This window comes from Paraburkholderia sp. DD10 (assembly GCF_049177125.1).
In the GTDB taxonomy this organism is placed as follows: domain Bacteria; phylum Pseudomonadota; class Gammaproteobacteria; order Burkholderiales; family Burkholderiaceae; genus Paraburkholderia; species Paraburkholderia terricola.
Genome location: NZ_CP185392.1, coordinates 1,264,185 through 1,285,604 on the forward strand (window position 1 = coordinate 1,264,185; position 21,420 = coordinate 1,285,604).

General features: G+C 62.6%; 10 protein-coding genes. 5 read left to right on the plus strand and 5 right to left on the minus strand.

What is annotated here, in order from left to right; translation table 11 throughout:
* The first annotated feature begins 187 nt into the window (after positions 1-187).
* Both ACOCG7_RS05865 and ACOCG7_RS05870 read left to right on the plus strand, forming a co-directional pair.
* A complete protein-coding gene (locus ACOCG7_RS05865) occupies positions 188-1,999 on the plus strand; it encodes a histidine kinase (protein ID WP_421377151.1) in 1,812 nt (603 codons plus the stop codon).
* A gap of 470 nt (positions 2,000-2,469) precedes the next feature.
* Complete coding sequence (locus ACOCG7_RS05870; RefSeq protein WP_421377153.1) at positions 2,470-3,831, plus strand: 2-hydroxycarboxylate transporter family protein; 1,362 nt, start codon at positions 2,470-2,472, stop codon at positions 3,829-3,831.
* Positions 3,832-3,935: 104 nt separating this feature from the next.
* Here the strand turns inward: ACOCG7_RS05870 and ACOCG7_RS05875 are convergent, their stop codons facing one another.
* Both ACOCG7_RS05875 and ACOCG7_RS05880 read right to left on the minus strand, forming a co-directional pair.
* Positions 3,936-4,595, minus strand: a complete 660-nt coding sequence (locus tag ACOCG7_RS05875) for a YncE family protein (RefSeq protein WP_421377155.1) — start codon at positions 4,593-4,595, stop codon at positions 3,936-3,938.
* A 195-nt stretch (positions 4,596-4,790) separates the two neighbouring features.
* Entirely contained in the window at positions 4,791-6,461 is a 1,671-nt protein-coding gene (locus ACOCG7_RS05880; protein ID WP_421377563.1) for an alkaline phosphatase family protein, read from the minus strand.
* 917 nt (positions 6,462-7,378) lie between these two features.
* Between ACOCG7_RS05880 and ACOCG7_RS05885 the strand changes: the two genes are divergently transcribed.
* Positions 7,379-7,639, plus strand: a complete 261-nt coding sequence (locus ACOCG7_RS05885; RefSeq protein ID WP_421377157.1) for a hypothetical protein — start codon at positions 7,379-7,381, stop codon at positions 7,637-7,639.
* A 76-nt stretch (positions 7,640-7,715) separates the two neighbouring features.
* Here the strand turns inward: ACOCG7_RS05885 and ACOCG7_RS05890 are convergent, their stop codons facing one another.
* From ACOCG7_RS05890 to ACOCG7_RS05900, 3 genes are all read right to left on the minus strand, one after another.
* On the minus strand, positions 7,716-8,189 hold the full coding sequence (locus ACOCG7_RS05890) for a response regulator receiver protein (protein WP_421377159.1): 474 nt from the start codon (positions 8,187-8,189) through the stop codon (positions 7,716-7,718).
* A gap of 973 nt (positions 8,190-9,162) precedes the next feature.
* The gene (locus ACOCG7_RS05895; protein ID WP_421377161.1) at positions 9,163-9,507 is read right to left on the minus strand and encodes a response regulator; all 345 of its coding nucleotides are present in this window, start codon (positions 9,505-9,507) and stop codon (positions 9,163-9,165) included.
* A 60-nt stretch (positions 9,508-9,567) separates the two neighbouring features.
* Positions 9,568-10,035 (minus strand): hypothetical protein, encoded by a 468-nt coding sequence (locus ACOCG7_RS05900; RefSeq protein ID WP_421377163.1) that lies wholly within the window; start codon positions 10,033-10,035, stop codon positions 9,568-9,570.
* Between the two features lie 746 nt (positions 10,036-10,781).
* Between ACOCG7_RS05900 and ACOCG7_RS05905 the strand changes: the two genes are divergently transcribed.
* Both ACOCG7_RS05905 and ACOCG7_RS05910 read left to right on the plus strand, forming a co-directional pair.
* Positions 10,782-21,149 (plus strand): hemagglutinin repeat-containing protein, encoded by a 10,368-nt coding sequence (locus ACOCG7_RS05905; protein ID WP_421377165.1) that lies wholly within the window; start codon positions 10,782-10,784, stop codon positions 21,147-21,149.
* The gene (locus tag ACOCG7_RS05910) at positions 21,149-21,382 is read left to right on the plus strand and encodes a hypothetical protein (RefSeq protein WP_421377167.1); all 234 of its coding nucleotides are present in this window, start codon (positions 21,149-21,151) and stop codon (positions 21,380-21,382) included. Before ACOCG7_RS05905 ends, ACOCG7_RS05910 begins: the two co-directional genes overlap by 1 nt.
* The last annotated feature ends 38 nt before the right edge of the window (positions 21,383-21,420 follow it).

The window sequence follows — 21,420 nt, forward strand, 5'->3', positions numbered from 1 at the left end:
TGGAGGACCGTCGGTGAACGTTGCCCGTTCTCCGGCGATGCTCGCGTGGTGCCGGGGGAACGCATGCAGGCGTTCTCATCGAGGATCGCTCCGATCCGGCAGCAAGCCTACATACTTAGGCATGGCGGCAAGTCGCGTATGTATGTAAAAGTCCGGTCCTTGACGGCACCCGGAGTCGAACGTGCGCATGAAGATGAGAGGTATCCCCTTATGGGGCTGGGCGGCCGCGGCGGCGCTGTACTTTGGCGTCGCAGCGGTCGCCGTCGAATTCGTGTGGGAGCGCGCGATCGACGCGCTGACGGAGGTCGGTGCCCACCGGCTCGCCCTGTACGCCGCCGATCTGCAGAGCGAACTGGTCAGGCACGAGATGATGCCCGCAATCGTCGCGCGGCAGGAGAGCGTGCGGGCATTGTTGAGCGCGGCGTCCCCCGTACCGCCGGAACTGCTGCAAACCGTCAATACCTACCTCGAGGCAGTGAATCGCGAAGCCGGCAGCGTCGCCGTGGACGTCATCGACCTGCACGGCTCGGTCATTGCGGCGAGTAACTGGAATCAGCCGGTAAGCTTCATCGGCACCAATGTAGCGTACCGGCCGTATTTCAGGGACGCGCTGGCACGCGGCTCGGGCAGGTTTTTCGGCATCGGCACCAATACGGGCATACCCGGTCTGTATTTCGCGAGCGCGGTGCATGACGGCACAGTGCCAATCGGCGTAACGGCGGTCAAGGTCAGTCTCGATGCGCTCGAATCCGCGTGGCGAACGCCGGCTGAAGCAGCCATGGTGGTCGACGGCAATGGCGTAATCGTCATTTCGACGGTGCCAGGGTGGAAATTCATGGCGCTCCGGTCCGTCACGGCGGAGCAGCAGCGCCAGATCCGGGCATCGCGGCAGTACGCGGGCCGCACGGTTCAGGCGCTGCCCCATCGCCGCCTTGGCGACTGGAGTTCCATGGCCTGGTTCGCACGCTTTCCCGATTGGACCCACCCCAACCATGACAGGCGCTATCTGGTAGTGACGCGACCAGCGCCTCGGAGTGACGAATCGATCATGATCCTGCTGGACGTCGCCGGAGCGCGGCGTCAGCAGTTCATCGCGCTCGCGTTTGTCACGGGCGGCTTCCTGATCGCGGGACTCTACTGTCTCTATGCGATCCAGCGTCGGCGTGCGATCACCGAAAAGCTCAACGCACAAGGCGCGTTGCGCAGCGCCAACGACCGGCTGGAGGTCACGGTTCGGCAACGCACGGCAGCATTGACGCAGGCCAACGAAAGCATGCAGCAGGAGATCGAGGAACGCACGCGCGCGGAGCAGGAGTTGGTCGAATCGCGCGAGCAGTTACGCGAACTGTCCGCGCACATGGAAGCTATCCGGGAAGAAGAACGCAAGCGCATTGCGTTGGAAATTCACGACGAACTGGGCCAGTTGCTGACGGCATTGAAGATGGACGTTGCTCTGCTGAAGATGCGGCTTGGCGATAACCCCGACGCGAAACAGAAGGCGGACGACATGCGCGAACTCGTCGAGAAAACGATCTGGATGGTCCGCAATGTCGCGAACCATCTGCGGCCGGCGGCGCTGAACTTCGGGATCGTTTCGGCACTCGAGTGGCTGGTCGAGGACTTCGGCCGGCGCAACGGCATTCCGTGCCAGTTGCGCATCAATGGCGGCGAGCCGGTGCTGCCTGAGGCCTGCGCAACCGCGGTGTTCCGGATTGTGCAGGCTTCGCTGACCAACGTTTTGCGTCATGCGGGTGCGAGCCGTGCCGACGTCACGCTGACCAGCACCGCGACGGCACTCGACCTCTGTGTCAGCGACGATGGCCGCGGTTTCGATCCGGCGACGGCGTACAGCGGCAATTCGTACGGCCTGCTCGGCATGCGGGAACGCGCGCGCCTGATCGGCGGGTCGATGACAATCGACAGTGCACCCGGCACGGGCACAGCCATTTCGTTACACATTCCGCTGACGGCTGGCGCGAACAATGATCAAGAGAGGTGAAAGGTACACGCACGGCTGTATATCGCGTGTCTCACGGTCCGGATGGAACAGAAAACGGGGCACTGCGGGTTAACGCCGATGATTTCGCAGCAGCACAGAAAGCTGGCGGAAGGCATCCGGTTTCTATAATCCATTGCAAATCTTTCCTCGCAGGGATCATCGGCGCTGCGATCCTCTTTTGCCGGGGGACATGAAGGAGGAAATCGAGATGGCGCACATCATTCATTGACACGGGATCTAGCGATGACTGGAGACGGAATGTCTTTCCCCAGAGGCGCAACGCCCTGCGACGATTACTTTGCACCAGGGGCGCATGATGCGCTGTGACATTCAGATGGGTTTCGCATCCATCGACGATTTCGCCTGAGCGCCGAAGCCACCACCAGGTTCCATTGAACAGAACGGCGGGAGCGCATTCCGACGCTTCGCTGCAACGCAGCCGCCAGCCTTCAACCGCGAGGAGACAATTCGTGCAAGCCACTTCACACCCCTCATCGCCCGCACTGCCGCCGGCGCAACAACCGGCAGTCAAACCGCGCTTCTGGCCCGAAGGCTGGTGGAAGCTGATGGAATACCGGATCGGCATCATTCCGCTGCCCGTCTACGTGATTCTGTTTGCGCTGATCACAGGCTTTGCGGTCACTGGCAAGGTGCCCGGCGAGATATCGATGGCCATCGCAGTATTGGCCTTCTTCGGCTTCACCTGCGCCGAGCTCGGCAAGCGTCTGCCAATCGTGCGCAACATCGGCGCCGCCGCCATTTTCGCGACCTTCATTCCGTCCGCGCTAAGCTACTACCACCTGTTGCCCAAACCGATCCTGACGCTCACGACGGATTTCACCAAGTCGACCAATTTTCTGTACCTGTTCATTGCGTCGATCATCGTGGGCAGCATTCTGAGCATGGACCGGCGCGTACTGATCCAGGGCTTCATCAAGATCTTCATTCCGCTCGCGCTCGGCTCGGTCGCGGCCGGTATCGTCGGCACGCTCGTGGGTACGGCGCTCGGACTCGGTGCGCACCATACGTTCTTTTATATCGTGGCGCCGATCATGGCGGGCGGCGTCGGGGAAGGGGCGATCCCGTTGTCTGTCGGCTACTCGGAGATCCTTCACTTGCCGCAGGGCGATCTGTTTGCGCAGGTCCTGCCGCCCGTAATGCTCGGCAGTCTCACGGCGATCGTATTCTCCGGCCTGCTGGACAGGGTCGGAAAGCGGTTTCCTCATCTCACCGGCGAAGGGCGGCTGCAAGTTGGCGAGGAAGACGCAATGGATCCGGTGCAGGAGGAAATACGCGGACATGTGGACGTCACGCACATCGCGGCGGCGGGCATTACCGCGATCACGTTATACCTGCTCGGGCTGATGTGCCGGAACCTGTTCGGGGTGCCCGCGCCGGTCGCCATGCTGTTTCTCGCGGTGCTGGTCAAACTCGCCCGGGCAGTGTCTCCGCCACTTCAGGAGGGAGCTTTCGTCGTCTACAAGTTCTTCTCGACTGCGGTTACCTATCCGCTGCTCTTCGCGATCGGTGTGGCAATGACACCTTGGGACAAACTGATGGCCGCGTTCACCGTCGCCAACATCGTGACCATCGTGGCCACGGTGGCAACCCTGATGGGCACCGGATTCCTGGTGGGTCGCCGGTTGAAGATGTACCCGATCGATACGGCGATCGTAAACGCGTGTCACAGCGGTCAGGGCGGCACGGGCGACGTTGCCATCCTGACGGCAGCCAATCGTATGCAACTGATGCCATTCGCGCAGATCGCCACGCGAATCGGCGGCGCAATTATCGTCACGCTGACGTTGATCGTGCTTGCACACATTGGATGATTTTCAATCTCTGGTTGTCGCCCCGGATGCGGGTCGATTCGACGCGCATCCGACGGTTCGTGGCCCCACTGGAATCATTCGTCGAAGCTCTCGAACGGAACTGGCTAGCGGGTCGAGAACACCGAGACGCCGCCGTTGGGAAAGTCGGTCGCGCCGCCCTGGAACGGCACATACACCTGTCCACGCGTGCTGTCGATGGCGACAGAATGCGCGCCTGTGCCGACTGGAGTTTTGAAGAGCAACTGCCGTGACGCGCCATCTATCACCGCCATCTGCGGACTGAAGCCCGACTCGGCAGCAATTCCGCTCGACACGTAGTGCCGGGCAGGCAGGAAATAGCGGTTGGACGCCGGATCATAGCTAACTTTGTCCACACCGCCAAATGACAGGCTGGCCCGAATCTCGCCGCTCGTGCGGTCCAGAATGAGCGTGATGAGGGGATCGCCGGCTGACGGATCGCATCCAGCGAGCACGTCGTTATTCGGCCCGAGTACGATTCCCGTCGGTGCGCATTTGCGCAGCGCAAACGACTTGCCGACAGATGGATTTCCCGCCGCCGCGGAACTGGCGGCGATGACATCGAGCTCGCCATCGGGATTGGCGGCGGTCCCATCGTTGTTGATCAGAAAGCTCTTCGAGGCAGGATCGTAGGTGCATGCTTCGAGCCCGGATGAACCGTTGAAGGGAAGTGTCACCACGACCTTCTGGGTCAGCGTGGAAATGAACGTGACGAAAGGCGGCGATTCTCCAGGGCTCGCATACATCGCGCGTCAGGCACTTTGGATAGTCGGTGCGACATCCCGCGCAACCCGTACAAAGCTGCGCGAGCCGCGACATCGTCTTCCGGGTTCGGTTATCCGTGGGAATGTGCACCGGCCGCCGCATGTGCATCGATCGGTCGCCATGGCTCAACTGGCACCGACCGCAATAGGCACGACACGGCGGGTACAGCCATTTGCCTAAAAGCGCTCGCGATCGAACTCCGGCAGCGCACGCGTTCCTTCAGTAGCGACCGAGTGCAGCAGTTCAGGATCCAGATCGAGCAAACGCAGGATCGTCGGCGCAACCTGGGTGGTCAGCACACGCTCGCCGTTGGTCCGTCCAGCGTGACGGCCGTGAGGCACATAGACCACGAGACCTAGATGGCTGTCGTCGGGGGCGTTGCCGCCGTGCTCTTCGTCCTTGGCCTTGCTCGATGTATAGATGACCCCCGGGTTCGGCTGAACGACGATGTCAGGCGTGCGGCCGCGGGCAGGTTCACCGAACCGCTCGTTCAACCACGGGCCGTACAGAATGTATGCCTGCGGGCCGTCCGCGCAAATGCCGGGTGCGTTGCAGCTCAGGTTGTCCTTCAGGGTCTTCACGACCGCAGGCAGTTGGCTTTGATCGCGCAACCAGATCAGGCCGACGTCATCGGTCTGCACGAAACCGGTACCGACGAGCCCCGTTCCATCATTGAGGTTGCCGCTCTTCGTACTGTTCTGCCCGAAGTTGCCGTTCGGATCCAGATAGTTGCTTGCTTCAAGGAGTTTCGAGAGTGTGTCGCCGTTCTTCACCAGCATTGAATGGTCGGTCGGGGACTGCCCATGCTTCGCGGTGACGATGATCGCCGTCGACGAATAAAGGTTGCGCTGCTTGAGTTCGGACACGATGCGACCCAAGGCGTTGTCCAGATAAGCAATCGCGTTGGCTACCTGCGGACCCGGCGTGAAGCTCGCATCCAGATAGCCGCCACCCGTCGCAACCGCTGCTTTCTGGGCGACGCTCAATGTCTGGAAGTTGGTTCCAAACACCGTGGGCACGTCGGCGCTGGATTGGCCTGTCGAATCCTTGCCGTCAATTTCATTGATCAGCGACTGCACATGCAGATTGTCGAACTGTTCCGTGTGCGTATAGACGTCGGTGTAGCTCGTATTGGTAGCTGGATCAATCGAATTGATCTCGGTGCGAGAAAGATCGTCGACGCCTCTGCCGGACGGTCCATTCAGCCAGTCGTAGCCCCATGCATGTTTGTCCGCCCAGGCCGTGCGAGCGCCTTTCACGTGGCCTTTGACCACTTCGAAAATCGTATTGGTCCTTACGTAATTGTGCGGATACACGGGCGTACAGACTCCGTTGATCAACGCGTGAGGAATCGCTTGCGGATTAAATGCGCCGCCACCGTCGAGATGCGTCAGTGCACCGCCGTTTTCGCCATCGATGCCAGTGGTCTCGTCGAATACGACGTTCCAGCCTTGCTTGCCGGTGCAATTGCTGTCGGACGGTGCGAACAGTGCGCGGTCATAGGACACGTCGTAAAACAGGCCCGTGGATTTGGGCGAGCCACCGGTGACGAGCGCAGCGAGGCCCGGAAAAGAATCCGAAAGACCCGGCGTGTGCGCGTTGGTGTAGGTCGTACCCGACCTGGCCAGCACTGCAAGATTCGGGCACACATTCGAGCCGACGCAGCGTGCGACATCCTGCTCATGCAAACCATCGAAGCTGATCAGCAGCACGTGCTTCACTGACTCATGCTCTTGATCGTGTACGTCGATCGCCGCTGCGCCCACCGAGTGCAGTCCGGCAAGCAAGGCAACGCTTACGCCAATGGCGCTTTGCGTACGACGCTTCCATATCTTGATCGTCTTCATTTCCCGTCCTTTTATAGGTCGCCGCGGAACATCCGGTAATCCAGGAATGAATGTGCAGTGGAATTGAGTCGTCCGGATGAATCGGCGCTTTCGATTGCATAACTCGCCAATGCAAGAAGCAAAGAAAAGAAGCCGGTTTCGCTTACATGCGCTGTACGACAAAATCCATCGAGAGGATGTGCTGGCGCACGCGTATGCGCAGTGCCGCGCAAACAGCGCGCTGGCCGCTCAGCGGCGAGCGATTGCGGACGGAGCCTCGCAAGCGCTCGCAAAATCGATCGAAGGCCTGGCGCCATATCAGTGACAGGGGCTGACGATTACTCCGGTTTTTTTTGTGCTCTATTCATCGAATCAGTAGCAGCCACTCCGCTGTAGCCTTGGTGGCCTGATCCCTGCCGATGTATCACTTCGTCTGCAAAACGACGTACAGTCGGGCCGGATCGTAGGTTTCACCTGTCTGTCTGACCGAGTTCCCAGGCGCGTCCTCGTACAACCCCGCGGTGCCGGCCTCGCGGGGCTAATGTCCCCACGATCAAAGGTGGCGAACTGCCGGTAACAGGAATGGAAGAGAACAGCGGGTCGGCTTACGTTGGGCGTTGAGGCTCGGATGTGCGGAGGCGAGGAGCAATGATGGGGACCCCTCAAGCGTATGGCGATAGTCTGGTGGCGCCTGGCCTTGCCCGGTTTTGTAGGCGGCTAGCCGGCGGCCGGTCCAACTGCCTGCATGGATCGGACAGCAAGGCCGTCCAGAAGAGCCGAGATAGCGGCAAGCAGGGTACCAGTTTCCACGTCAAACGCGGATATCAGTCCGCCGCAAACGCTTTGCCGGCACTGATATTCGGTTCTCGGACAGCAGCTCCGCTTCGGACCGGTTCGCCCGGCCCGGGGCCACGTTGCTGAGCCTCACGGTGCGGGCCGTGACCGGCGAGCTCAGGATTGTGGCGGTCTGGCAGGCGCTCGGCGTATATGCGACACAGGCAAGATGGAGCCGGGTTCGCTGTCACGCGAGGCAGAACATCGATGAATTGACCGTCACTTTGGCGTCGATATCACCCTCGGAACTGGCGGGCATTGCGCAGGGGCTGAATGCCTTGCCGTGGGTTGTCGCGGCCTTCTTTCATCTCGCCGATATACGATCGCCCGTTATGGCTGGCGGAACAGGCGCACCGCCGAAATGATGACCGCCGGTCAACCGCCGCCCGGCATCGGTGCCATCCGCACGCGCTTCAATTCCGGCGCTTCATTTGAACTCCATCACCAGCCGGACAGACCAGGCGAGCAGTCAGAGGAGCGGGAGAGCCCGTCAAGCAGATCCGCAAGCCTCCAGACTTCGCAGGGCCTGCGAAACAGTCCGTCAAACCCTATCTGTCTGATATGGCTCGCGCGCTCCTCGGGAAAGACGTTCGTCATCGCAGCAAGCAGCACACTGCTGAAGGCGACGTCCTTCGCCGCACGCCTGACGAACCGGAAGTCATCGGCCTGACACAGGCGCGTGTCGATCAGCAACATGCCCGGTTTCCAGTGTTCAAGCATCAGACTGAGCTGCTCCATGGTCGGGGTGGCTACGGCGACAAATCCTTTCAGTCTCAGCAGCAGGGCAATCGATTCTCCGACCGGAACATCCGCGTGGGCAACGACGACGCTTCTGGAATCAACCGCACCGGTCTGGCGCTTCTGGCGCCACAACGCGAACTGTCCTTCGTCTGCGTAGGGTGGACGTTTGCTCATTGACGGGAGGGGCATAAAGCCCACATTGGCCGGTTGCGACGGACAACAGTGATGTCAGTTAGGGGATTTGCAGACCCCTGCATGGTCGTCAATGCGGACATTTCTCGACCCCTGATCTTTTTACGCCTCGCACAGGTTCGCGTCCAGTGTGGTTTTTTCGCGATCACCGCACGGTCCCGATATGGCCGTCCGCCCGTCCTACAAGCCTTGGCCTGGAAGAGCCGGAAAGGTCACACGAGATACCCGATTGGCAACCGCAGTGAGCCTGGATAGCATTTCCTGCACGTCGGCGTTCCCCTACGTCCGGCGTGTGTGTTTATACGCCGCAGCCTCACCTGCGGCTCTTTTTCTCATAACAGGGGCGGCCCCTCACGACGGGCGGACGACCTTCGTCTTGCGAAAACTGCTGCCCAATACTCCGCTGGACGGCGCGCTCCGGATCGCGGAGACGATTCGTGCAGCCGTCCGACGCTGACGCTCGGGCGGGTGGCGCGCAACGTCCCCGAGTGACACAATTGTTCGCGTCCTTATAACCCCTTGCCTCACAAGCAGCGGTGACGTTGGATCCCGCCCGGACTGTTAGTCGGCGATGCTATTGTCGACATGCAACCGTTTCATCCTCTATGTCGCTGCCGGCACCGGGACAGTGGATTGTCGCCGATTCAGCACGAACGTCGACCGTCCGGAACTGGCCGATCCCCGCCTCATGCAACTGGCATACGTCGCCCGCCTCGAAGGCCTCGAGCGGCCGGCGGCACGCGACCCATCTCGGCCCTTCGGGCCAAGCGTGGCGAATGACCGGCCCCAAGGTGTAGACACGTTCGAGTGACGCCAGAAATCGTTTGAAATAGTCGGTTCGCGCGGCCTCAAGCGCGGCGGTGCTAGGCCCAGTACTTGAGAGCTTCCGCAGGCCACCTGCATAGCGGCGCGGCCCCGCAATGCGACCGAATCGAGTTATTCCCCAAGCGCTTGGTCACGAGAGAATCGACGGTCGCAGCGAGCGTTTCGATATTATGGGCTTGCGGAGGAAAATATTCCATAGTCCGGTTCTATCCAACGGCGGCGACCGTGCCGACGTCATGACGATCGGAATCAAGGCCAGTGCCGGATAACACTTCAGCCGCTCACATAAGACGTCCCCGTCCATGCGCGGCATGTTCCAGTCGGTGACAATTACATCAGGAAGGCAATGACCTGCCATTTCCAGAGCCGATTGCCCATCGCCCGCGAGCACAACGTGATGGCCCCGTCCCTCCAAGGCAACCTGGAGAAGCCACAGCGAATCGGGATCATCGTCAACAATCAGGATGATAGACATAGCGAGAGCACAGTGAGGCTCCCTTTTTTCAGCAACCGCTATGCCGCCCCGAACGTCGCTTCAGTTCTTTGAAATCCCGAGAGTCAGAACAGAATCTCCCCCTGAACCTCGAATGGCGTCCATCCGGTCGCTCTTTGTGGGGTTTGTTGAGGCAGTGCGGCTGCGACTAAATAGGCCTAGCTCGGCTGCAACTCGTCTTCGCAGGCTGCATAAATCTTGCGAACACTTGGTGAGCGGGTAGTCTAACCGCCACCCATCGGTGAACAGCTGCGCGAGAAAATACGAATCTGCAAACATGGGGAACTCGGCAAAACCCAGTGCTACTTTTTCCGATAGGGCGCCGAGGTGAACGCAGTCCGTCCAGTCGGCTCGGGCTCCGTTGCCGTTTAGCCAGATGCTCAGCAACTCCACAACATGATCGGTTCGCATCCAACCGCTTGTGCGCGCTCGCGCGACCAGCTGCCCCACCACCAGGTAGCAGAGCAGTTCAGCGCGGGCTTGGTCGTCAAGGTTGCTCAAATAGGTCATCCGTGTTCGGTGTCGCGCCGGTTGAGTCCGTGCCTCGTAGTCTACGTCACCAGGTCGGTCGCAATGCGCCAAGGATCTTTGCCCGGGTATCGAGTTGCAAGCCCCGACCTTGTCAACAGCGTCAGCTTGCTCGGGACCCACCACATTACCTTCGGCAATGATGTGGTTACCTTGTCAAGGTGCGACCGTCAGGTAGCTCGGCGGAAGCTGACGTTCACTCGGCCGAGCCACGAAACGGGCAAATGGCAGTAAATGGCCGACTACTGCCCGATGCGTACCGGATGAGTCAGCGCCTTGGCCTCGTCGTTGACACAATTAATTCGCTTTGTCCAAGATCGTCGCACTCCTGCGCAATCACCGTGTTGACCTGAAATGGGAAGGTCCCTGCCCGGACAGGACCTTTGCACGGCCGGGACGCGCGTACGTGAAGAAAGGCTCGGGTAGCGCAAGAACGACGGCTGATCGTCTCGCGGCTGCCGAGGGGCAGCAGACGGAGGTATCCCGCACCATGACTGTGTCACCGCTGCGGAAACGAGCCTGACCCGCATCACATGTCGTCGGTTTTGTCAGGTTCGATCGGGTCAACCGCTGATACGCAGACGCACGGCCTCCTCACCTGGCGCAATCAGCCCGTCCGGATTTATGAACTTTTGTTAAACCGTGGTGGAACTGACACGTCCTGACAGTATGGGCGACGTGTTTCCGATATCTTCCGCAGCATTACCAGTACGCTGTGCGAAGAAAAAATGAATAACAGGACATACCGGCTTGTGTACAGCAGGCTGCGGGGAATGCTGGTCGCGGTGGAAGAAACCGCCAGCAGTGCCGGCAAGGCAGGCCGTGGCGAGACGGCGGTTGCCGGTTCGCCGTCGCCCCGTACGCTGGGCATGTCGCTGTTCGCGCTGCGGCACACCGCGTTCGCCGTGCTACTGCTTGCCGGCATCACGCCGGTGCTGGTCGAGGCTCAGGTCGTTGCCGGCGGTGCGCAGGCGCCCAGGGTCATCCAGACCCCGAACGGCATCCAGCAGGTCAACATCAACCGACCTTCATCCTCGGGGGTTTCGCATAATACCTATTCGCAGTTCGACGTGCCGAAATCCGGCGTCGTGCTGAACAACTCGCCCACGATCGTCAACACGCAGCAGGCGGGCTACATCAATGGCAACCCGAACTTCGCGGCGGGGCAGTCCGCGAAAATCATCGTCAATCAGGTCAACAGCAGTGCCGCGAGTCAGTTACGCGGTTATGTCGAGGTGGCCGGGAGCAAGGCGGAAGTGGTCCTGGCTAACGGCTCGGGGATCGCGGTCGATGGCGGCGGTTTTATCAATACGTCAAGAGCAATTCTGACCACCGGCACGCCGGTGATCGGTGCGAATGGCGCATTGACTGGTTTCGATGTCCGCAGCGGACAGATTACCGTCCAGGGCGCGGGACTCAACGCGACGAACATCGATCAGGTGGACCTGATCGCCCGTGCCGTGCAGGCAAACGCCGCCATCTACGCGAACAGCCTGAACGTCGTGACTGGTACGAACCACGTCGATCACGACACGCTGGCGGCGACGCCGATCGCGGGCGATGGCGCGGCACCCGGGGTGTCGATCGACGTGAGCCAGCTCGGTGGCATGTACGCGAACCGTATCAAACTCGTCGGCACCGAAAACGGTGTGGGCGTGTCGCTCGCCGGCATCACGGCGGCGCAGGCCGGTGACATGACGCTCACCACGCAGGGCAGGCTGGTGCTGTCCGGCAAGACGAACGCAAGCGGCAACATGGTGTTGTCCGCCCACGACGGCATCGACAACAGCGGCACGACCTATGCGCAGCAGGCGGTCTCGGTCAGCACAGCGGGTGACGTGACGAACAGCGGGACGCTCGCCGCGCAACAGAACCTCAGTGCGAACGCGAACAATGTCGCCTCGGCCGGCACGCTCGGCGCCGGCATCAACAGTGACGGCTCGATCGCGCACGCCGGCGACCTGACGGTCGTCGCGGGGGGCACCCTTTCGGCCACAGGCCAGAATGCGGCGGGCGGAAACGCCACCCTCCAGGGCGCAGCCGTGAACTTGGCGGGCAGCCAGACTTCGGCGAATGGCAATCTCGCCCTCACTGCAAACTCTGGTGACCTGAATCTTGCCAGCGCAAAGACGACTGCCGGTGGCACGCTCTCGGCCAGCGCACAAGGCACGCTGACGAACGACAACGGTTCGTTGACGTCGGCCGGCGCGCAAACGCTCACGGCGGGCGCACTATCCAACCAGAACGGCCAGATCGTCTCGCAAGGCACGCTGGCGGCGAATGCGGCGGGCGCCATCGCCAACCAGGGTGGCACCCTGCAGGCCGCTGGTGCGCTCACGGCCAGCAGCGGCAGCCTCGACAACACGGCCGGACACATCACCTCGCTGAACGCGGATGGTCTTGGCGTTATGACGGCCGGGCTATTGAACAACGGCCAGGGCGGCACCGGGGCGGGCACTATCGGCGGCAACGGCAACGTGTCGGTACAGAGCGGTCAGCTGACTAACGCCGGCTCGATTACCGCGGTGCAGAACCTGGGCGTGAGTGCGGCCCAGACGCTCGCGAACGCCGGCACGCTAGCCGCGAACGGCAACACGACCGTATCTGCCGGGACGACCCTCACCGACTCGGGCGGTACGATTTCCGCCGGCCAGCAGACGACGGTCTCAGCTTCCACGCTTGACAATAGCGCAGGCACGATCAGCGGCAACCAGCTCGCGCTGCATGCGACGGATCTCACCAATCACAGCGGCAGTATCACGCAGACCGGCACGGCCCCGACGACCGTCGCCGTGTCCGGCACATTCGACAATGCGAACGGCTCGCTGCAGACCAACGCCGCCGATCTCGCGTTGACGCCAGCGACGCTGATCAACGACCACGGCACGATCGCGAATGCGGGTACCGGCACACTGTCGATTGCGACCGGCAACCTGTCGAATAACGCGGGCACAGTGGCCACCAATGGCGCGCTGAACATCCAGGCGGGCGCGCTTTCGAATCAGGGCGGCAAGCTCGCCGCGCAGTCGCGGGCGACCCTGCTGCTCGCATCACTGGACAACAGCCTGGCTGGCTACGTCGGCGCACAGGATGTGACGGTCACGGCACAGGGCGCGCTCAACAACGCGGGTGGGACGCTTGAGGCGAGCGACGCCCTGACGGTGTCCGCGCAGACGATCGCCAACGACGCCGGGGCGATCAGAAACGCCGGCACGCAGGCGACGGGCGTCACGGCCACGGGCACGCTCACCAATACGCAGGGTGGCCTCATTGGCGGCAACGGCGACGTGTCGGTCTCGGGTGGCAACAGCGGCGGCAGTGTTGATAACTCAAGTGGGTCCATCGTCGCGGGCGGTGCCACGTCGGTGCAGTCTGGCAGTGCGCTCGCCAATGCCGCCGGTCTCATTCAGGGCAAGGGCAACGTGTCAGTCACCGCCCAGGGCGCGGTCGCTAACGCCGGTGGCCAGATCGAGGCGAACGGCGCAACAACGACGCTCCAGATCGCGGGCAACTCGCTCGACAATACGGGTGGCCGGATCGCGAACATTGGCACCGGCGCGACGACGGTCAATGCCGCGTCGATCACCAATGCGAATCCGAACGGCGTCGCGGGTGCAGGGACGATCGGCGGCAACGGCGACGTGACGCTGACGGGCCAGACGCTGTCGAACACGCAGGGCGCGCAGATCGTCGCGGGTCACGACCTGACGCTGGCCATCGCGCAATCGGTCGACAACACGGGCGGTACGCTTTCGGGTGTGAACAACCTCACGCTGAACGAGCCGGGCGCCGCGCTCAGCAACCAGAATGGCTCGATCCACGGCAACGGCGCGATCGGGCTGAACGTCGCGTCGCTCGATAACACGTCGGGCAGGATCGGCAACGACACCGGCAGCGGCGGCAGCATCGCGATCAGCACCGGCACGCTGACGAACCAGGCCGGCGCCATCGGCAGTGACCGGAACCTGAACGTCACGACGAACCAGCTGACCGGCGACGGGAAAATCATTGCCGGGAATGACGGTGCGGTCACCGTCAACGGCAGTTACACCAACGATGCAGCTAACCAGATCCAGGCCAATCACGACCTGACGTTCACGGCGAGCGGCAATTTCACGAACCAGGGCACCCTTGCGGCTGTCAATGCGCTCACGGTGAACGCCGCGAACGTCGACAATCAGACGGGCGCCGACCTGAATTCGGCGAGCACGGCAGTCAATGCCGGCAACGCGATCACCAACGAGGGGCGCCTCGAAGGCGATACGGTGACGACGCACAGCGCATCGCTCGGCAATACCGGGACCATCGTCGGCAACAACGTGACGCTGAACGCGGGCTCGATCGACAATGCGGGCGCGGCGGCAGCCATCGCGGCGGCCACGCAGCTGAACCTCTATGCGTCGAACGCCCTGTCGAACACGGGCGGCGCCAATATCTTCAGCCTGGGTGACATCAACATCGCGGCAGACGGCACGCGTGACGCCAGCGGCCTGCTCGCGAACCGTGCGGGTTCGGTCACCAACGACCAGTCGACCATCGAGGCGCAGGGCAACCTCGAAATCGCCACGCAGACGCTGTCGAATACCCGGCCGGCGCCGACCGTGCAGACGGTGACGACGGGCGTCGATACCGTCCATCAGACCAAGCGTCCCAAATACATCGCCTGCGCGACAACCAACGCCGACAGCCACTCGTCGTGCACGCAGGCCGTGTGGGACTACGGCTACAGGACCGAGCGCACCGACACGTTCGCCAGTTCGTCGATCGTGTCGCAGGATGCAGCGCACAACCAGATTGTCCTGAACGTCAACGGCCAGCAGCAGACGGTCTACTACAGCAGCATGACGAACAACGGCGGGACGGTCACGCTGACCTACTGGGACGGCTACGATCCGAACGTCAACTATCTGCCATCCACTGAATACGCAACCCGCAGTGATGCGCACAATGGCTACCAGCGCGTCGAGATCGCCCGCGACACCACGACCACGACGCAGCAGGATCAGGTGACGGGCGCCGCACAGGAAGCGCAACTGCTCGCGGGCGGCAAAATGACGCTCGCGAACGTCGGCACGATCAACAATCTGTACAGCGCGATCGCGGCGGGCAACTCGATCCAGATCGGCAGCACGCAGCAGAATGGATCGGTCGGCAGCGGCAGTTACGGTGGCAACTACGGCGGCACGACGGTCAACAACACCGGTCAGACGCTGTACCAGTACCAGTCGCAGAACATTGTGTCGACCTACGCGTGGAACGAGGACATCACGCGCGACGTCGGCACGGTGGTTGAAGCGCCTATGGTGCTGCAGCCGGTTGCGATCGGCGGCACCGGCGGCACGATCATCGCGAACAACGCGGTACAGATCAACGCGACGAACCTGAACAATACGAATGTCGCCGCCGCCAGCTCGGCCACCGGTGCGACGGGCGGCACGCTCGGCGCCAATCTGGCGTCGGCTGGCGTATCCGCGAGCGGTCTCCAGACCGTCAGCACAACCAGCGGACACCAGCCGGGCGTGAACGCGCCCCAGTCAGTGGCGAGCAGCACCGGCGCGCTGAACATCACCCTGCCGACGGGTGGTCTGTATTCGTTCAACACCGCGCCGGGCGCGTCGTACCTGATCGCCACCGATCCGCGGCTGACCAGCTATACGCGTTTCATCTCGAGCGACTACATGCTGGGCCAGCTGGGCCTCAATCCACAGACGATCGAGAAGCGCCTGGGCGACGGCATGTACGAGGAGCAGCTGGTGCGCAACCAGGTGACGCAGCTCACCGGCCGGGTCTACCTGCAGGGCTACACGAACAACGAGGACGAATACCGCGCGCTGATGACGGCTGGCGTGAGCACCGCGAAGCAGTTCAGTCTCGAGCCGGGTATGGCGCTCACGGCTGCGCAGATGGATGCGCTCACGAGCGATATCGTGTGGCTCGTCAACCAGACAGTGACGCTGCCCGACGGCAGCACCCAGCAGGTGCTCGCGCCCGTGGTCTATCTCGCGCATACGCATGCGAACGATCTGCTGCCGACCGGCGCGCTGATCGCCGCCGACGACGTGGAACTCCATGCGGCCGGCAGTGTGACGAATTCGGGCGTGATCAGGGGCGGCACGCGCACGGTGCTGACGGCCACCGACATCCTGAACCGCGGCGGTTCGATCGGCAGCAGTGCCGCGAACGGCACGACGGTCGTTGCCGCAGCCAATGACGTGGTCAATGCGTCCGGCCAGATCACTGGCAATCGCGTCGCGGTTCTCGCCGGTCGCGACATCGTCAATACGACGCTGGTCGACACCGTCGGCGTGAGCGCAGTGTCAGGCAGCAGCAGGGTTAATACAACCCTGCTCGGCGCGCAGGGCACGATTGCATCGACCGGCGACATGGTAGTGTCGGCCGGACGCGACCTGCTCGTGCACGGCGCGAATATCGCCGCGGGCGGTGACGCGCAGGTCACGGCGGGTCGCGACATCACGGTCGACGCGGTGCAGTCCACCACCTCCCAGTCGGTCACGAAAAATGCCGACCATCACTGGGAAGCGAACAGCACGGCGAATCAGACCAGCGCGATTTCGGCGGGCGGCAGTCTCATGACGCAAAGCGGCAACGACACGACGCTCAAGGGGGCACAGGTGTCGGCCGGCAGGGACCTGGCGGTGGTCGCGGGCGGCAACCTCACGGCGACAACGGTGACGAACGAGGCGCGTTACGACAACGTGGCGGCCGACGACAGCACGCGCAGGGAAGTCGATCACACCTTTGACCAGCAGGCGGTTGGCACGACCTTCTCGGCGGGCCATAATGCGACGCTCGCCGCCGTCAATCCGGACGCAGGTGGCAATGCCCGCACCGACGGCAAGGGCAACGTCACGCTGACCGGATCGTCGGTGACCGCCGGCGCGAATAGCGCCACGCCGGGCATGGCGACGATTCTCGGGAATGGCAACGTGACGCTCACCGACGCGCGTGAAGAGCACGATACGCAGACCGACGTGTCGAGCAGGCGCGGCAGTTTCGTCAGCAGCACGACCCGCACGGATAATGTGAACCAGAAGTTCAATAACGCGGTCGGCAGCGAGGTGAGCGGCGATGCCGTCGCGATCGGTGCGGGCAAGGACGTGACGGTCAGGGGCAGCAATGTGGTTGGCACGAACAACGTCGCCATTGCTGCGCTAGGCAACGTGAATATCGTTGCCACGCAGAACACGGCGCAGGATTCCGAGCTGCATGACGTGAAGCACGCCGGCGTATCGGGGACCGGGGGTCTTGGCTTCTCGATCGGCTCGAGCGAGCAGAAAGACACGTACAACGGCAGTTCCGTCACCGAAAGCCAGTCGCGCAGCACGGTGGGCAGCGTACAGGGCAACCTGTCGATCAAGGCCGGCCAGGATGTCCACATCGGCGGCAGCGACATCGTCGCGGGCAAGGCAGCGGGCGACGTGAGCGGCGCGACCGGCAACATCGGCATCCGTGCGCAGAACATCACGATCGATCCGGGTCAGGATACGGCGCAGTCACACGACCGGCAGGAAGCGCACTCAAGCGGCTTCACGGTCGCCGTGACGGGCACGCCGCTGGACACCGCGCGCAACCTGAAGAAAGCGGGCTCGTCCGGCAACGCGTACCAGCGGACCACGGGGATTGCCAACGAGGTCACCGCCAGCACGCTTGACACGCCGTCGGTGTCGCTGTCGTACAGTCACAGCAGCAGCTCGAGTACGACCGATGTGTCGAGCACGGCGAACGCCGGCAGCACGATCCGGGGCGGCGGCAACGTGTCGCTGACGGCCACGGGTGGCGCGCTGAAGGACGCGCACGGCAATCCGCTCGACGGCGACATCACCGTGACCGGTTCGACGATTACGGCCGGGGGCACGACGACGCTGGATGCGAACCGCAATGTAACGCTGCAGGCCTCGACCGACCAGTATGCGCAGAACACGCAGTCGGGCAGTTCAGGTTCTGGCTTTTCGCTCGCGGCTCCGAGCCTGGGCGATGTGTCGCGCTGGGTGCAGGGCGGCCCGAACAGTGGTGGCGTCAGTTCATCACCGTACAACGCGAGCCGCAGCAGCGCGAACGGTGATTCATCTTCGACGCAGCAGACGGCCACGGTCGTCACCGGCAACAGCGTGGTGGTGAAGAGCCGTACAGGCGACATCGACGTCACCGGTTCCGGTCTCAGCGGGACACAGGGCGTCGATCTGGTCGCAAGCCAGGGCGCCATCAATGTGCTGGCCGGCACCGACACCAGTACGAACCACCAGGAGTCCAGCAGCAGGAAGATCGGGGACCTCGGCAGCAACGGCACCGGCACCGGTTTCAGCGTTGGCGTCGCGAACAACCACACCGTGCAGGATACGGCCGGTCAGACGCAGAGCACCATCCGCAGCCAGATCGTCAGCGAGAAGGGCAATGTGACGCTCGACGCGAATCAGGACGTGACGGTGCAGGGTTCGGACCTGGCGGCGGGCAAGGATCTGACGCTGATCGGGCGCAACCTCAATCTCGATCCGGGCACTGATGCGCAGCAGAGCAGCATGAGCCAGAGCGCGAGCCAGTACGGCGTGACGGTGGCGCTCGGCGGCGTCGCCGGCGATACGGCAGCCGCCGTCAACCGGAGCATGACGCAGGCGAGCCACGCGGGCGACGCGCGGCTGGCCGCCCTGGACAAGGCGCAGGCCGCGCTGGCGGTGTACAGCGCCCCGGCGGCCGCCGCCAGCGGCCAGGCACCCGCTCTCGTGAAGGTCACCGTTAGTGTCGGTGGCGGCGCCAGCCACAGCGAAGCACAGAACAGTTCGACGGTGACGGATGGCAGCACGTTGACCGCAGGCGGCAAGGCGACGCTGGTCGCAACCGGCAGTGGCGCGAAAGATGCGAACGGGGTAGCAACCGATGGCGACATTAACGCCCGTGGCACGCAGATCACCGCGCAGGACGTGACGCTGAACGCCGCGCGCGACATCAACCTGCAGAGCGCGCACGACACGACCCGCGACACCAGCAGCAACAGCAGCAGCAATGCGAGCATCGGCGTCGGGTTCGGGGTTGGCGGGACGCAGAACGGGTTCACGCTCGAACTCGCCGCGAGCGCCGCGAAGGGCAACGCCAATGGCAGCAGCGTGACGAACCGCGATACGCAGGTTACCGCGTCCAACACCGTGTCGATCACGAGCGGGCGTGATACGAATCTGCGCGGCGCCGAAGTGTCCGGCAATACGGTGGACGCGAATGTTGGACGCGACCTGAACATCGCGAGCCAGCAGGACACGAGCACCTATAAAAGCCAGCAGTCGAGCGCGGGCTTCCAGGCGAGCATCTGCGTGCCGCCGTTCTGTTATGGGCAGACCGTCAGCGGCAGTGCGAACGCCAGCGATCAGACTATCAGGAACAGTTTCCAGTCGGTCAATCAGCAAAGCGGGATCTACGCGGGCAGCGGCGGCTACAACATTAACGTCGGCAACCACACGCAGCTCGATGGTGGCGTGATCGCCAGCACGGCGACGCCTGACAAAAACAGCCTCTCGACGCAGACGTTCGGCTATACGAACCTGCAGAACACGGCTGAGTATTCGGGTTCGACGATTGGTTTCAGTGCGAGCACGGCGAACGGCCAGGGCGCGGCAGGTGCGCTGAGCATACCGGGCATGGGCCCGACCGGCTTCGGGATGGCGGGCACGGGCGGTAGCGCCTCTGGGACAACCTATGCGGCGGTGAGCCCGGGTGCGATCACGGTTCGCGGCGATGCGGGAACGGGGCACGACAGTACGGCGGGCTTGAGCCGGAATACGGCCAGTGCGAACGGTGCGGTGCAGAACACTTTCGATGCGCAGAAGGTGCAGACTGGCATGGCCATCCAGCAGGCGACCGCTCAGGTCGGCATGCAGGTCGTGGGCGACATCGGCACGAAGCTGCACCAGGGTGCGGACGATGCGATGAAGCAGGCCGCCCAGGATTATAAAAACGCGAAGGCAGCAGGCGATACGGCCGGCATGGCGCAGGCGCAGGCCGATTACACCGCAGCGAGCCAGCAGCTCGCGCTGTGGGCCGATGATGGCGCGGCGCGCGTTGCTTCGCACGCAGTCGTGGCAGCAGCCGGCGCGGCGATGGGCGGCGGCAGCGTGGCGGGTGCGGTGGGCGGCACCGTCGCGGGCGACATCGCCGGCAACGCGGCGGGCGATGCACTGGGTAACTCCGCGGGGGGAAGGTTGCTGGCCAACGTGGCATCCGGCGTGGCCGGTGCGGCCGCCGGCGGAGCATTGGGCGGTTCGGCTGGCGCGATGAGCGGCGCGAACGGTGCGTTGGGAGCGGACCTCTATAACCGCCAGTTGCACCCCGATGAGAAAGCGAAGATCCGCACACAAGCAAATGGCGATGCCGCCGAAGAGAAGCGGCTGACGGCAGCCGCCTGCTATGTGGTTCAATGCTGGGCCGAGTTTCCACCGAATAGTGCTGCTTTCCAACAGAGCTTTGTCAGCATAGTAGAAGCCGCAAGCTTGCAAAAGGAGATCAGTTGGGTCCAGAGTCAGCAGAGTCAGGGGTATTTCAACTACACCATTCCGCAGCAGTTTGTTGATTACGTGAAGGCAAACACGATTGCTCCGACCAAGGACGCGATCAAGGTTGTCACGGGCGGTTCGTCCGTTGTGGGAGGAATTGGTATATGTGCTGGCAGTGGTGCAGGATGCATTGTCGGTGTACCGATGGCCGCCATGGGAGCAAGCGACTTCACGGAAGGCGCGACGGGCCTATACAACTTCTACAAGGGCAACGGAGCAACTGGGTTCAATCCTGCTCAGAGCGTCCTCAATTCCGCATTCCCGACTTGGGGTAATACTCTCTATGACGCAATTGACCTCGGCGTCAGCTTCGGCGGCCTATTCTTACGACAACCTCTGAACTTGGGTGCTGGCGATGGCCTCGGGCGTCCGCAGTCAATGTTTGGGGTAACGGTGCCGGCGTACAGCAACACCAAGCTACTGCCTTTGACGAACATGCCACTGCCGGGCGTCAATCAGCCGTTGATGATCTTTGGCGTCGGCTCGAAAGGCGTCACCGTCTACAATGATGCGACATCGGCCAATGGCGGGAAGAATTGATGATTTCACAGGACACGTATCGGAAGATCCGGACGTCAATGATTGTCATTTCGTTGACGTTTGGAACTGGAGTTTTTTGGGCTGCCGTTGCGGCGGGTATCGTTCGCTATATCGTTCATTCAGATGAAGATAGAACGCTTCTCTTTGTTGGCGGACCGGTCTTCGTGCTTTATTGCATTTGGTGCGTCGCCCGGCTGCCGGACATGTTGAGAAAGGCTGGCTATATCGAATAGCTGCGCGGCTCGCGCGGATAGCAGGCAAGCGCCTAGCG

Bases quoted from the DNA above. Each gene is read 5' to 3' on its own strand.
- ACOCG7_RS05895 (WP_421377161.1), bottom strand. From the start codon at position 9,507: ATGTCTATCATCCTGATTGTTGACGATGATCCCGATTCGCTGTGGCTT.
- ACOCG7_RS05880 (WP_421377563.1), bottom strand. From the start codon at position 6,461: ATGAAGACGATCAAGATATGGAAGCGTCGTACGCAAAGCGCCATTGGC.
- ACOCG7_RS05900 (WP_421377163.1), bottom strand. From the start codon at position 10,035: ATGACCTATTTGAGCAACCTTGACGACCAAGCCCGCGCTGAACTGCTC.
- ACOCG7_RS05910 (WP_421377167.1), top strand. From the start codon at position 21,149: ATGATTTCACAGGACACGTATCGGAAGATCCGGACGTCAATGATTGTC.
- ACOCG7_RS05875 (WP_421377155.1), bottom strand. From the start codon at position 4,595: ATGTATGCGAGCCCTGGAGAATCGCCGCCTTTCGTCACGTTCATTTCC.
- ACOCG7_RS05865 (WP_421377151.1), top strand. From the start codon at position 188: ATGAAGATGAGAGGTATCCCCTTATGGGGCTGGGCGGCCGCGGCGGCG.
- ACOCG7_RS05890 (WP_421377159.1), bottom strand. From the start codon at position 8,189: ATGAGCAAACGTCCACCCTACGCAGACGAAGGACAGTTCGCGTTGTGG.
- ACOCG7_RS05905 (WP_421377165.1), top strand. From the start codon at position 10,782: ATGAATAACAGGACATACCGGCTTGTGTACAGCAGGCTGCGGGGAATG.